Here is a 13,672-nt window from a genome sequence, read left to right as displayed (position 1 = left end):
AATTATGTCAGATGTTTTAAAATCAACCGGAGGCAAACCAAAATTCAGGCATCCAAGAGGATTGTATGTGCTGTTTTCTGCCGAAATGTGGGAGCGCTTTTCATACTACGGTATGCGGGCCATCCTCATTTTGTTCATGACCACCGATGCTGCGCAAGAAGGGCTCGGCTTGACCACTGAGACCGCGGGTGCAGTTTATGGACTTTATACGGCTTCGGTTTATTTAATGACCTTGCCCGGAGGCTGGTTGGCCGATAATGTCTTTGGGCAGCGAAAGGCCGTTTTTTATGGAGGTGTCCTGATTATGATAGGTCATTTGATTTTGGCCATACCTGGTTCTCCGATCATATTTTTTACTGGACTTGCCTTTGTTGCCCTGGGTACCGGATTGTTGAAAGGAAACATCAGTACTTTGGTTGGGGAACTTTACGAAAATGAGGATGGTGCCATGCGTGATGCCGGTTTCTCCATTTTTTATATGGGGATCAACCTAGGGTCTTTCGTTGGGCAGATCTTGGTTCCTCTTTTGGCAGAATACAACTGGCATTTAGGTTTCGGATTGGCAGCTGTGGGAATGTTATTGGGACTCATTTCCTATAAGTTATTTGCTCCAAAATATTTGGGAGATATAGGTATGGTTCCCAAGGTCAAACAATTGGAAAAAATTGGAAAATCCAATTCAAAAGGCACCTATGCCATTGTTGCAATTGTGTTGGTGCTTTTGGTCGTTCTTCAATTCACGGGCAGTATAGATGTGACCACGGCAACCGGAATTGCCCAGGCTTTGGGGCTTATCATCGTTGTGATCACCATGGGATATTTTCTCAATATCCTTTTCAATGGTGGTCTTTCTGTGCTTGACAAGAAAAAAGTGTCCGTAATTTTCATTTTGTTTGTGGGCATTGCCATTTTTTGGTCAGGTTTTGAGCAGGCAGCATCATCTTTGAATTTGTTTGCCAGGGATTTTACGGATAGATTTATCGGAGACTGGGAAATGCCCGCGGGAATGTTGCAATCCTTCAACTCCGGTTTTATCATCATTTTTGCCCCGATTGTTGGGGCCATTTGGGTAAAATTGGCCGCTAGGAACATTAATATCAGGACCCCGTTTAAATTTGCGATCGGATTAATTTTACTTGGAATCGGTTTTTGGGTGATGGTAGAGGCCGCCCATGTGGCCGCCAGTGGTGCCAAGGCGGGAATGTTTGCTTTGATTCTTACTTATTTCTTGCATTCTATCGGAGAGTTGACCATTAGCCCGGTAGGACTTAGTGCCACCAGCAAATTATCGCCACGAAAATATTTGGGCCAAATGATGGGTATCTGGTTTGTTGGAGCTGCTTTGGGTAACCTTATAGCTGGGCTCATTGGAGGTAACTTTGACCCCGAAAACGTGCTTGAAATGCCGAATATCTTCCTCAATGTGGTGTGGGTTTCGGTTGGTGCCGGAATCATATTCTTTGCCGCCAGTCCGTTCATCAAAAAATGGATGGGAGACGTTACCTAGAAGGTTTTGGAATAGCATTATTGAAATTGAAATATCCCTTTTCACCCGTGTAGTGAAAAGGGATTTCTTTTTGTTTGCAAGTCTTCTCCCACCGTTTTACCACGCTTTTGTAATTGCTGCCATCCGCCAATACCATTTTAGGTCGAAGGGAATCCATGACACGTTCCAAATTCACTTTTGGGGATTGTGTCAACAATAAATAATCAACTTTTGAAGTGGGGGGATACAGGGCCAAACTATCCATTACATACAAGGTTTTCTGGCTGATGGAATAATAGTTTTTTAGCTGTTGAACAGTTCTGTCTTGAATCCGTTCCCCCACGGAATAATCCTTGATCAAACTCCCTAAATTAAGGGAATCGGAAGTGTAAATATGCAAGGAGTTCCCTATTTGATGCAATAAAACACTGTTTCTGGAACGATGGGCCAAGATGAGGTTTTCCTTGTTTTGCAATTCCAATTGGTTCCATAGGCTCCAGCTTTGCATACCGATGATCCCGGATAGTAGGATCATTGCCGATTTCCATTTGGGTCGGGAAAGAAAGATCACCAATGCAATGATTACCACATACCCCAACACCATTTGCACGGCATCAAACGGAATATCTTTAAAAATGAATCCTTCCTGATGCGCCACCCACGCAACAATCGTGTCCATCAATTTGATGATTTGGCCATAAACAAGTGCCAAAGTTGCTGGCAATGCATCCATCAGCGCTAAAAAAATAATCAGGATGCCCAGTCCCAATATCAAACCCAAGAAAGGAATGATCAACAGGTTGGCCACAAAAAACAAAGCTGGAAATTGATGAAAGTAAAAAAGACTAATGGGCAACACCCCCAATTGTGCTGTCACACTGACCGATAGCAATTGCCATGTTTTTCGAACTAAAAAGTTATCGGGATACCAAAACCGTTGCATTTTGGGATAGATCCAAACAATGGCGAACACGGCGGCATAGCTCATTTGAAAACCTACCTGGAACAGGAACAAAGGTTTTACCAACAAAATGAACAACATGGACAAGGCAATAATGTTGAACGAATTCGTAGGTCGGTTAAGATACATGGCATAGGCCAAAAAGGAGAACATGGTTACTGCACGTGTGATGGAAGGGGAAAGTCCGGCAACAAACGCATACGCCCATAGCAAGGTTACAATAATGACCAGTTTAAATGTTCTTCCGGTGGGGAATTGCTCTAATGGGGAAAAGAGGAATTGCAATAAAAGCAATAAAATCCCCACATGAAGTCCGGAAACGGCCAGAATATGCACGGCACCGGCATTTACATAGTTGTTGTAGGTATCATCGGAAATATCATCCCGTTGCCCTAACAACAAAGCTTGGATAACGCCCAGTTCTTCTTGGCCAAAATCATAGGTTTTTAATTTTCCAATGATGTTTTCCCGAAAATTTGAAGCTATTCCAAATAGGGTTTTGGATGGATTCTCAATGGTAATCAAGGCATTTTTATTGGCCCTTATCCGATGATGAATGCCCTGTTTTTTCAAATATGCTTGGTAATCAAATTGATGGGGGTTAAGGGGAGGGGGAACGGTCTCAGGTTGTGCCCAAACAAGAAGTTCATCACCAACTTTAAAAGTTTTAGCAGTGCTGTCAGATGGTAGGATCAACAGCATTTTTCCTGAAGAACTTTCGGTGTTTAGGGCAATAACCTCTGCCTCATATCTTTGGGAGAATGAATTGGGCTTCAACCTCTCCGTAATTTTGAGATGCCATGAGCTTTCCATATTCAAATCGAGATCAATTCGATAAGAATTGGCCGGGAATGCAGCTATGCCTACCACAAAAACACCCAGACCAATACCAAAAAGTGTAGTGGTCAGCTCAAAAACAGGGAACCCATCCCTTGCCTGTTTTTTGCCGGTCCAATACAAAACGGGAAGCAGAACCAGCAACATTAACAAAAAGGGCAATGGTGGCAACCCACCGTAATAGCCCAGTACAATGCCCGTCATCACAAACAAGGTGAGTTTAACGGACACACAATTCAATTGGCGCACTATAGGATACGCATGGCTTTTACAAAGGCATATTTCCAATATCCTTCCCGTAATGAGGATACCAGAACGCCCCTTGAGGTTGTGGCGTGAATAAATTTAATGTCGTCCCCGTCCACTTCAACAACCAGGCCCACGTGGTTGATCCGCTTTCCGGTTTTGGAAGTCTGAAAATAAAGCAAGTCGCCTTTTTGGACTTCCCCCACTTCAATTTTTTGACCTTCCATGGACATTTGATAGGAACTCCTTGGAAACATAATGTCATTTTCCTTTAAGGAAACATATACCAGACCAGAACAATCCATGCCTTTGTTCGTGGTGCCCCCGTACTTGTAACGTGTGCCGGAATAGGACATCGCTGTGGAAATTATGGCCTCGGCCTTTTCGTTCACGATTTCCTCTTTTTCCGATTTTAAGGGGATAGTGTCTTCGGTCGACCCCTCAACCGTTACGGTCCGGGTCCTGCTGTAGGTTCGTTTTTTTTTGCCGGGACCGCAGGCCGCCACTGCAAAAAATAACAGTAAGATTATGGTTTTTCGAAACATCCAAGAATAGATTTTCTTTCTTGGAAGATAAAACTACACATTTTCAACGATTAATTTGGCCGCCAATTGACTGGCACCGCTTCCTCCCAATTTTTCACGCAACAGATTATAGTCTGATAAAATGCGTTCTCGTTCCGGTCCCCCGATAATTTTAAACAACTCTTTTTTAAGATTTTTTGATGTCAATTCATTCTGAATCAATTCTTTAACTACTTCTCTGTCCATAATAAGGTTTACCAGGGAGATGTAATCCAGGGTGATGATCCGCTTGGCGATTTGGTACGAAATCCAATTTCCTTTATAGCATACCACTTGAGGAATGGCAAAAAGTGCGGTCTCCAAAGTGGCGGTTCCACTGGTGACCAATGCGGCATGGGAATGTTTGAGGAGGGTATAGGTTTTGTTGGAAACGTACCCGACTTTGTTCCCTTTTAAAAAAGCTTCATAGAATTCATCGGGAAGGCTGGGCGCCCCTGCAATTACAAATTGATAATCGGGAAAGTCGCCTTTCACGGATAGCATTACATCCAACATTTTTTGCACCTCTTGTTTCCGGCTACCTGGTAGAAGGGCAATAATCGGTTTTTCAGGATCTAGTCCGTTTTCTTTTCTGAAAGATTCATTTTCTTCCACCGCAGTATTTTCGATGGCATCAATAAGTGGGTGTCCCACAAACTGAACAGGGAAGCCATGTTTCTTTTCATAAAAATCCTTTTCAAAGGGAAGGATCACATACATGGCATCGATGTCCCTTTTGATTTTTTTGATTCGACCCTCGCGAGAGGCCCAAATTTGGGGCGAGATGTAATAGTTGGTCTTAAAACCTTGTTCCTTGGCCCATTTCGCAATCCGAAGGTTAAATCCGGAAAAATCAATAAAAATGATGACATCCGGTTGGAATTTTTGAATGTCTTCTTTACAATAGGCAATATTTTTGAAAATGGTGGGAATGTTCTTGAACACCTCCAAAAAACCCATAAAGGCCATGTCCTTGTAGTGCTTGGCCAGTTTTCCTCCAGCTTTTTCCATTAAATCACCCCCCCAGCAACGGATATCCGCTGAGGCATCCTCCTTTTTGAGGGCCTTGATCAAATTGGAACCGTGGAGGTCCCCAGAGGCTTCACCGGCTATGATGTAGTATTTCATGGAGAAAGTTCAAGTTCAAAATTAATCTATGATAGTACTTTATACATCAAAATAACCAACGCCGTAACCAATGTGGCCAACATAACCCCCTTGGCCCTTTGATCTCTTTTGATCCTCAAAAACCCAAAAAAGGCGATCAAGTTTAAAATAGCGCCCAACGCAAGCAAACTGCCAATATGACCTTGATCCACAGCAGCATTAAAAGTATCAATGATGCTCAGGTCTGAAAAGAGAAGTATATAGAGCAAGGTACCGAACGTATTGGCAATGAGTCCTACCACAAAGCCAATGATGATTTCTTTTCTATTGTTCATGTAAGTTCCAATTGTTGATTAATGGTATGGCATGATGCGCCGTAAGGTCAAATTGCGTGGGAACCACCGAAATATAACCTTGTGACAAGGCCCACTCATCGGTATCCTCCCCTTTGTCCAAAAGCTCAAACTCCCCGGTCAGCCAGTAATAATCCTTTCCGGATGGACTCCTGCGTTTGTCAAATTCTTCCTTCCAATTCCCTCGTGCCTGTCTGCATATTTTTATTCCCTTGGGTTTTTCAATTTTGGGAATGTTCACATTGAGTACGGTTCCCTTGGGCATTCCGTTGGTCAACGCCTCGGAAACGATTTTCTTGACAGCACCCAAACAAGGTTCAAAATCGGCGTTCCAGGAATAATCGCATAGGGAAAACCCAATGGCGGGAATACCTTCAATGCCCGCTTCAATGGCAGCACTCATGGTACCTGAATAAATCACATTTATAGAGGAGTTGGAGCCGTGGTTGATGCCACTTACGCAGATATCAGGAGTTCGGTCCAAGATTACCCGAAGGGCCAATTTTACGCAATCTGCCGGGGTTCCACTACAGCTATACTCGCTAGGGGCACCTTCTTTGTGGTCTACCACCACTTTCTTGGAAAACAGCGTGCTGTCTACCGTAATGGCATGTCCCATACCCGATTGGGGGCTATCCGGGGCCACGACGACCACCTCTCCGATCTTTTTCATGGTACGGATCAGTGCCCTAAGCCCGGGAGCTGTGATGCCATCATCATTGGTGACCAAAATGAGCGGTTTTTCCATGTGGTATAATTAAAGGCATAAAAATACGTTTTTCATAAGGATATGGAGCCTTCACCGTTTAACAAAAAATTAAAAGCAGCGAACGGAACTGGCACGGTTTTTTCTGTATCTTAGAGAATTCATACAATTAAGAACGACGGATGACGTAACGAAGATTTGACGGTATGAGGTCAGATTATTTCGCTCCAGAAAAAAATCACACTATGAAGAAGAACTTTATCTTGGCACTTTTGGTTATTCTTGTTGCAGTAGCCTCTTGTAGCTTTACCAATAAGTCTTTTGAAAACGACGACAAGGATAAGCTTTTGCTGGATTTGATAACGTATGTTTTGGAAAGGGGACATTATGAGCCCAAAGACCTAAACGACAATTTTAGTTCCAATGTTTTTGATGACTTCATCGACATTGTAGATCCCACCAAGAGATATTTCCTTGAAAGCGATATCAGGGAATTTGAGAAATACCGGTTTATGATCGATGACGAGATCAAGAATACCGACATCACTTTTTTCAATGCCGTGTATCAACGCTTGATGGTGCGTATGGAAGAAGCCAAGGAAATCTACAAGGAAGTATTGGCAGAACCATTTGATTACACCCTTGATGAAACCATCAACATTGACTACGAGAACCAAGAGTTCGCGGCCAACAAAAAACAGTTGAAAGAACGTTGGAGAAAGCAACTCAAGTACAATACCCTTACTGTTTTTGAAAACAAAGTTGACAACAGGATCTCTGATGCCAACCAAGAGGCCAATGTGGACTCAGAAACAATTTTAGCCTTCAACGACATTCCAACAAACGTGGATAAAATTGCCACTGAGCAAGAAGCCAGGGAAGTGACCAAAAACACTTTGGACGAATTCTTCGACTTTGTGGACGATTTGGAACGCAAGGACTGGTTCGTACAATATTTGAACACCATTGTGGAAGAATTTGATCCCCACACCTTCTATTTTGCTCCTGAGGAAAAGGAACGATTTGATATTGGTATGTCCGGTAAATTTGAAGGTATCGGTGCCCGACTTCAGAAGAAGCCGGAAGGTGCCAAGATTGTGGAGATCATTTCCGGTGGACCTGTTTGGAGGGACCAGACTCTTGAAGTAGGTGATGAAATCCTGAAAGTAGGTCAGCAGGGGGAGGAACCTATCGATATCGTGGGAATGCGTCTTGACGATGCCATCAAACTGATCAAAGGCCCAAAAGGAACCACTGTAGACCTTACCGTTAGAAAAGTGGATGGAACCATTCAAATAGTATCCATAGTCAGGGATGTGGTAGAGTTGGAAGAATCTTATGCAAAATCGGCCACTATAGACAGTGACGATCACAAATATGGTTTGATTAACCTTCCCAAGTTCTATGTGGATTTTGAGGATTACACCGAACGCAACGCGGCTACCGATGTGGCCAAGGAGGTAGAAAGACTGAAAGAAGCCGGTGCCGAAGGTATCATTTTGGATCTTAGAGATAACGGAGGAGGTTCTTTGAAGACCGTTGTGGAAATGGCCGGATTGTTCATCAAAGATGGTCCTATAGTACAGGTACGATCCTCAGGACAGCGCAAAGAAGTACATGAGGACAAGGACGAACGCATTCAATGGGATGGACCTTTGGTAATTTTGGTCAATGAATTGTCTGCCTCCGCCTCCGAAATTTTGGCCGCGGCCATGCAGGATTACAAGAGGGCCGTTATCATAGGCAGCAAACAGACCTTTGGTAAGGGAACCGTTCAAAACGTGATTCCTTTGGACAATATCGTAAGAAGCAACGACCAAGGTGATTTGGGGGCCATTAAATTGACTACCCAGAAGTTTTATAGGATCAACGGGGGTTCTACCCAGTTGGAGGGTGTGAAGAGCGATATCGTAATGCCGGACAAATACAGCTATATCGACCTTGGGGAGCGCGATCAACAAAACCCATTGGGTTGGGATAAGATCACTCCAGCCGATTATAAAATTTGGGATGGCTACATCGATTTTGAAACAGCCGTGGCCAACAGTAAAAAACGTATGGAAAACAATCCGCAGATCAAGTTAATTGAGGAAAATGCCAAATGGATCAAGGCTCAGCAAGATGAAAATGTGATTTCCCTGAACTATGACGCCTATGTTCAAAAGGCGGAAGAGGCCAAAAAACAATCCGATAAGTTCAAGACATTAAGGGATTATGATTCCAAGCTTTCTTTTGGCTCATTGAAATATGAAACGGAACTCTTTACCCAAGATTCTGTGCTTAGGGAGAAGAGGGACAGATGGCACAAAGATTTGGCCCGCGATATTTATGTTGAAGAGGCCGTTAACGTGCTAAAAGACCTTCATTTGAACAACATTAAACAACAAGAAAGGAAATTGGCCAGTGTAAAAGGATAACCGATTTCATCCAATATTAAGAACCGACCCTTTTTGGGGTCGGTTTTTTTATGTTCAAAAATCACATAACGTAAAAATCGTTGGATTCAATTGGCTGTGGAATCCCCGTTTCGTCCAAAAGTTGCCTTAAGTTGATGTCGATAGTCCTCGCTATGGATGTTACAGGGGTATCGGTAGGCTGATTTTCAAAAGGGTCTTGTAATCTGAAGGCAGCCTTTTCAAGAAAAAAGAAAACCATGGAAATGATGACCAAAATAAAAACCTCCAATACTACGAACAATCGGAGCGGTTCTGACATGGCTAGAAAAATCACGAACAGGTAAATGGCCAAGTGCAAGCCCTTACGGTATGTGGTAGGGAACACCGTGTTCTTAATTCGCTCACATTTCCCCATCGATGCGGTCAGTCGTGCCAAAGTTCCTTCCAATTGTAGTCTCGAAAAACCGTCCAATTTTCCTTCGTCAAATTGTTTTCTAATGGGATCGATTTGAAAATTGAGAATACCCAAGGGAACATTTTTTTGTGATTGTAATTGTTTTAGTTCTAATTCAGAGACCAATCCACCCAAATTTTTTAATGGATCTGTTTTTCTTAAAGATTGCCCCAAGGAATAACACCACGCAATCTGTCGGTAAGCAATGGTCTTGATTATGGGGTCGCTTGGATCCATATACATTTTTAATTGTAAAACCAGTGTGCGGGAATCGTTTACAATTTCTCCCCAAACTTTACGGGCTTCCCACCACCTGTCATAAGACTGGTTAACCTTAAAAGAGATCAAAATGGAAATGGCAATGCCCAATGTGGTTGCTATTGAAATGGGAATGTCTGGTAAAAAACCAGGAAAAAAGATTGGAAAAATATCCACCACTACGCCGATAAGTGTAACGGTAAGCAGGGAGATTTTGATCTCGCTAAAAATATATGTTAAGGGAAATATCTGTTTGGTAATCATCGTTGGGTACCTTAGGATGCTGTATAAAAGTAATGACAAATCAACGCAAATAAGCCAAAACTCCTCCCTCAATTTTGGTTAATTTTGTGTCGATTTTGGTTATCCATGAATAAAAAAACACTTTACTCCGTACTTTTTGCCCTATGCCTGATTGCATTTTGGTTGGTAGAAAATTATTATGCCCCATCCACCTATTCTGATCCGGACAGTCCTGGAAGTGTTGAGGTTGATACTAATTTTTTGCCGAGTTCCACTACAGGGGAAGTGGTCCACCACCAATTTTTTTCCCTTTCCTATAATGAACCTTTTGAGCAAGCGGAATGGGTGGCCTATGAACTTACAAAAAGCCAACTGACCTATGATGACAGAAAGCGACCTCACTTTATTGAAGACCCGAAGGTGAGCACCAAATCCGCAGATTGGAAAAACTATCGCGGTTCCGGTTACGATCGCGGACATTTATGTCCGGCAGGGGACCGTCGCTTTTCAGAGTTGGCCTATAACGAGACATTTTATACCAGCAATATAAGTCCGCAGGATAAAGATTTCAATGCAGGGGTTTGGAACCGATTGGAGCAGCAGGTAAGAAGATGGTGTAAAAAATATGGGGATCTTGTTGTCATCACAGGAGGAGTGCTGGAAGATGGTTTACGTGAAATCGGGGAAGAAGATGTAGATGTGCCCAAGGCTTTTTATAAGATCGTTCTCAAACAGAATGGAGGTGTGCCCCAAGTTTTGGCCTTTTTGATCCCCGCTACGGAAAGCAATGTCCCATTGCAACGTTTCTTGGTTTCGGTAGATGAGTTGGAAGAGAAAACGGGAATCGATTTTTTTCAAAATCAGCCGGAATCTTGGCAAGAAGCCATCGAGCAAAAAGTGGAATTTTCCGGATGGAAATTTTAGATACCGTCTTTCAAACGGTTAGAATCCAGTTTCAGGAAGATGAACAGCAACATACTGAAAAAGATGAGTCCTGATCCGCCATAGCTAAAAAAGGGCAGGGGAACCCCGATGGTAGGCAATAATCCGATTACCATTCCAATATTGATGAAATAGTGAAAAACCAGTAATGAAATAACCCCGTAGCCGTACATTCTGCTAAAATCACTTTTCTGTCTTTCGGCAATAAAGATCAACCGGAGAAAGAAAATCGAAAACAGGATGATGACCGTGGTAGTACCCAAAAACCCCCACTCTTCCCCAACGGAACTGAAAATGTAATCGCTATGTTGCTCCGGCACAAAGTCACCTTTGGTACGGGTACCCTCCAAGAATCCCTTTCCAAAAAATCCGCCGGATTCAATGGCCTTTTCCGATTGATAGGTGTTGTATCCTATTGTTTTTCGGATTTCTTCCAATTTCTTCTCATCCTTTTCCAAGCTCAGCCAAAGCACGAAGCGGTCACGGTGGCGCTGTTCAAACACATGTTCGAACACAAAGTTTACAGACAGTGAAAAAAGCGTTGAAACCACAATTGCCCCAATAACAGGCAATACAGGAATTTTAAGAGAGGCTTTTTTAAAAGTATAGACCAATAAGGCAAGTGTCACCAATCCGATCACCACCCATACCGTTCCGAACATCAACGTGGTGGCGAACAACACTACGATTACTAGGAGAATTCCAAGGTAATACAGCGGAAAACCTTCCCTAAAAAGCACAAAGAACAAGGAAAAATAGATCAACGAACTCCCCGGGTCCGGTTGCGGCAGGATGAGCAATGCAGGCAACAAAATGATGGTCAAAGCATACAATTGATGTCTCCTATTCCGGATATCGGTTTGGATATCACTCAAGAATTTGGCCAAAGCCAAGGCGGTGGTAACCTTTGCCAGCTCCGAAGGCTGAAAATTAAAAAATCCCAGATCGTACCAAGAGGTGGCTCCGGCAATTTTTTTCCCAAAAACAAAGAGCCCCAATAATAAGACTATGGAAACCACATAGAAAATGGAAGCAAAACGTTCAAAAAAGCTGGATTCGACAAAGAGCACGAAAATGATTCCAAGAAACGCCAACCCAATGAAAAAGAGTTGTTTCCCATAAAGAGTGGAAAAATCAAAAATGGAAGTGCCTTGATCGGTCAAAGAGGTGGAATAAATATTGGTCCAACCAATAAATACCAACAACGCATAAAGGATTACTGTGATCCAATCTATCCTTCCAAAGGGGCCCTTACCACTCACGCTCGTTTATCTTGAAAGGTTCACCGGAATAAGGCTTGGCATATTCATGCTCCAAGGTCTTTTCCAGCATGCGTGTTTCCAGATCTTTCCGGGTAATTTCACCATTGATATATTTTTCAATCAATAAAGAAGCAATATGTCCCGCATACCTGGCACCGAAATATCCGTTTTCGATATAGACTGCCAAGGCAATCTGGGGATTTTCAACGGGTGCAAAAGCAACAAAGACGGAATGGTCCGTTAGCTGCATACGTTCACCATCCACCCGAATATAGTTTTCCACCGTTCCGGTCTTCCCGGCTATATCGATACCGGGAATCTTCAACCATCTGGCTGTTCCGTAGTTGTAAACATCGGCCATGCCCTGAATCACCGGTTCAAAATATTTTCGATCAATGGTGGTGTAATGGGGCGTGGTAAACTTGGGGTCTATGGCACCAGAATTCCCCACGCTTTTTATGACATGCGGTGTGTAGAAATAACCCCTGTTAGCAATGGCGGCCGTCATATTGGCCAGTTGAAGGGGTGTTGCGGCAACCTCACCTTGCCCAATGGAATTGGAAATGATCGTGGAAGCGGCCCATCTGCCATCTCCATACCACTTGTCATAATATTCCTTGTCCGGAATTCTTCCCGGGGCACCCGTAGGAAGGTCGGTGCCCAAATAGTCACCAAGGCCAAAACTTTTCATATGCTTATCCCAAACATCCATACCTTCGTCGGTGGTGCCATATTTGTCATATATCTTTCTAAAAACCCCGGCAAAATAAGCGTTGCAGGATTGGTAAATACCCGAGTTCAGGTCGCGGACACCACCTCCGCAGTGACAACCCCTCAACGTATTGCCCACATAAAAACCATGGTAGCACCTAAACTTGGTACTCGGGTCTATGACACCCTCTTGGAGGGCTATAAGCGCATTCAATGTTTTAAAGGGCGAACCAGGTGATGGCTGGGCCAAAATGGAACGGTCCCAAGTAGGTTTGGAAATGGTGTCGTAATGGAGCTTGCTGTAATTCTTGGAACGTTCTCTTCCCACTAGAAGGGCCGGGTCATAGGTCGGGCCAGAAATCATAGCGAGAATTTCCCCTGTTTTGGGTTCTATGGCCACAATACCACCTCGCTTGCCATGCATCAACTTTTCTCCATACTCCTGCAATTCCTTGTCCAAAGTAATATGGATTTCCTTGCCCTGTTTTGGCAAGGTATCCAATTTTCCATCTTTGTAAGGCCCAATGTCCCTGTTGAAGCGATCTTTTTGGATATGTTTTACCCCTTTCCGTCCCCGAAGGATTTCCTCATATTGCTTTTCAATTCCGGTCCTTCCCTTGAGTTCGCCCGCTACATAATAGGGGTTGTTCAGAAGATCGCCCTCATTTACTTCACTGATATAGCCCAAAACATTGGCCGCACCATGGGTGTTGTAATAGCGGAGTGATCTTTTTTGGATATAGAAACCCACAAAATGGCGCATTTTTTCCTGAAGTTTGGCATAATCTTCTTTGGATAATTGGGGTACCAAAACCGAGGGCAACCTTGGGGAGTAGTTCCTTGCATTTTCCATTTTGCTGAGGAATTCCAATTTATCGATGCCCAAAAGTTGACAAAACTCCAAAGTGTCCAAGGGTTTCACTTCGCGTGGGATGACCATAACGTCGTATGCAGGTTGATTGCCAACCATCAACTTCCCGTCACGATCGTAGATATAGCCCCGTTCCGGATAGTCGTATATTTTTTTAATGGCGGGATCGTCCAGTATTTGATCGGGAGAAAATCGAAACAATTGCAAATAAGACAATCTCCCAATAAAGGTGAACCCAATAATGACGATAATTGACGATAACAGCAATTTTTTCAT

The 13,672-nt window shown here is 43.3% G+C and carries 11 protein-coding genes; 3 read left to right on the top strand and 8 right to left on the bottom strand.

The window, feature by feature from the left end:
- Positions 1 to 4 precede the first annotated feature (4 nt).
- Positions 5 to 1,507: a peptide MFS transporter gene (locus tag GTK07_RS13075; protein WP_163635694.1), complete on the top strand. Its 1,503-nt coding sequence runs from the start codon at positions 5 to 7 to the stop codon at positions 1,505 to 1,507.
- On the opposite strand, the gene GTK07_RS13070 is transcribed toward GTK07_RS13075, so the two are convergent.
- Genes GTK07_RS13070 through surE form a run of 5 tightly spaced genes read right to left on the bottom strand, consistent with a single transcriptional unit; the run spans position 1,500 to position 6,301 of the window.
- Positions 1,500 to 3,515, bottom strand: coding sequence for a ComEC/Rec2 family competence protein (locus GTK07_RS13070; protein WP_163635693.1), 2,016 nt, complete (start codon positions 3,513 to 3,515; stop codon positions 1,500 to 1,502). The two genes, GTK07_RS13075 and GTK07_RS13070, sit on opposite strands and share 8 nt — an antisense overlap.
- A 17-nt stretch (positions 3,516 to 3,532) precedes the next feature.
- Positions 3,533 to 4,075 carry a C40 family peptidase gene (locus GTK07_RS13065; RefSeq protein ID WP_163635692.1) on the bottom strand — a complete coding sequence of 181 codons (543 nt, stop codon included), beginning with the start codon at positions 4,073 to 4,075 and terminating at the stop codon, positions 3,533 to 3,535.
- A 33-nt stretch (positions 4,076 to 4,108) separates the two neighbouring features.
- Positions 4,109 to 5,221, bottom strand: a complete 1,113-nt coding sequence (lpxB, locus tag GTK07_RS13060) for a lipid-A-disaccharide synthase (protein ID WP_163635691.1) — start codon at positions 5,219 to 5,221, stop codon at positions 4,109 to 4,111.
- 26 nt (positions 5,222 to 5,247) lie between these two features.
- Positions 5,248 to 5,535, bottom strand: coding sequence for a hypothetical protein (locus GTK07_RS13055; protein WP_163635690.1), 288 nt, complete (start codon positions 5,533 to 5,535; stop codon positions 5,248 to 5,250).
- Positions 5,525 to 6,301: a 5'/3'-nucleotidase SurE gene (gene surE, locus GTK07_RS13050; RefSeq protein WP_163635689.1), complete on the bottom strand. Its 777-nt coding sequence runs from the start codon at positions 6,299 to 6,301 to the stop codon at positions 5,525 to 5,527. The genes GTK07_RS13055 and surE overlap by 11 nt, the downstream gene beginning before the upstream one ends.
- 203 nt (positions 6,302 to 6,504) lie before the next feature.
- On the opposite strand from surE, the gene GTK07_RS13045 reads away from it, so the two are divergent.
- The gene (locus GTK07_RS13045) at positions 6,505 to 8,676 is read left to right on the top strand and encodes a carboxy terminal-processing peptidase (protein WP_163635688.1); all 2,172 of its coding nucleotides are present in this window, start codon (positions 6,505 to 6,507) and stop codon (positions 8,674 to 8,676) included.
- Positions 8,677 to 8,737: 61 nt separating this feature from the next.
- Here GTK07_RS13045 and GTK07_RS13040 read toward each other — a convergent pair whose 3' ends face one another.
- A complete protein-coding gene (locus GTK07_RS13040; RefSeq protein WP_163635687.1) occupies positions 8,738 to 9,631 on the bottom strand; it encodes a bestrophin family protein in 894 nt (297 codons plus the stop codon).
- Positions 9,632 to 9,736: 105 nt separating this feature from the next.
- On the opposite strand from GTK07_RS13040, the gene GTK07_RS13035 reads away from it, so the two are divergent.
- Complete coding sequence (locus GTK07_RS13035) at positions 9,737 to 10,534, top strand: DNA/RNA non-specific endonuclease (protein ID WP_163635686.1); 798 nt, start codon at positions 9,737 to 9,739, stop codon at positions 10,532 to 10,534.
- Here GTK07_RS13035 and rodA read toward each other — a convergent pair.
- Together rodA and GTK07_RS13025 are read right to left on the bottom strand one after the other, a co-directional pair.
- Positions 10,531 to 11,814, bottom strand: a complete 1,284-nt coding sequence (rodA, locus tag GTK07_RS13030; protein WP_163635685.1) for a rod shape-determining protein RodA — start codon at positions 11,812 to 11,814, stop codon at positions 10,531 to 10,533. The two genes, GTK07_RS13035 and rodA, sit on opposite strands and share 4 nt — an antisense overlap.
- Positions 11,804 to 13,672, bottom strand: a complete 1,869-nt coding sequence (locus GTK07_RS13025; RefSeq protein ID WP_163635684.1) for a peptidoglycan D,D-transpeptidase FtsI family protein — start codon at positions 13,670 to 13,672, stop codon at positions 11,804 to 11,806. The genes rodA and GTK07_RS13025 overlap by 11 nt, the downstream gene beginning before the upstream one ends.

Source organism: Flagellimonas sediminis, assembly GCF_010500845.1.
GTDB lineage: Bacteria > Bacteroidota > Bacteroidia > Flavobacteriales > Flavobacteriaceae > Flagellimonas > Flagellimonas sediminis.
The sequence above is the reverse complement of the archived record's forward strand: the minus strand, read 5'-3'. Positions and strand labels throughout refer to the sequence as shown.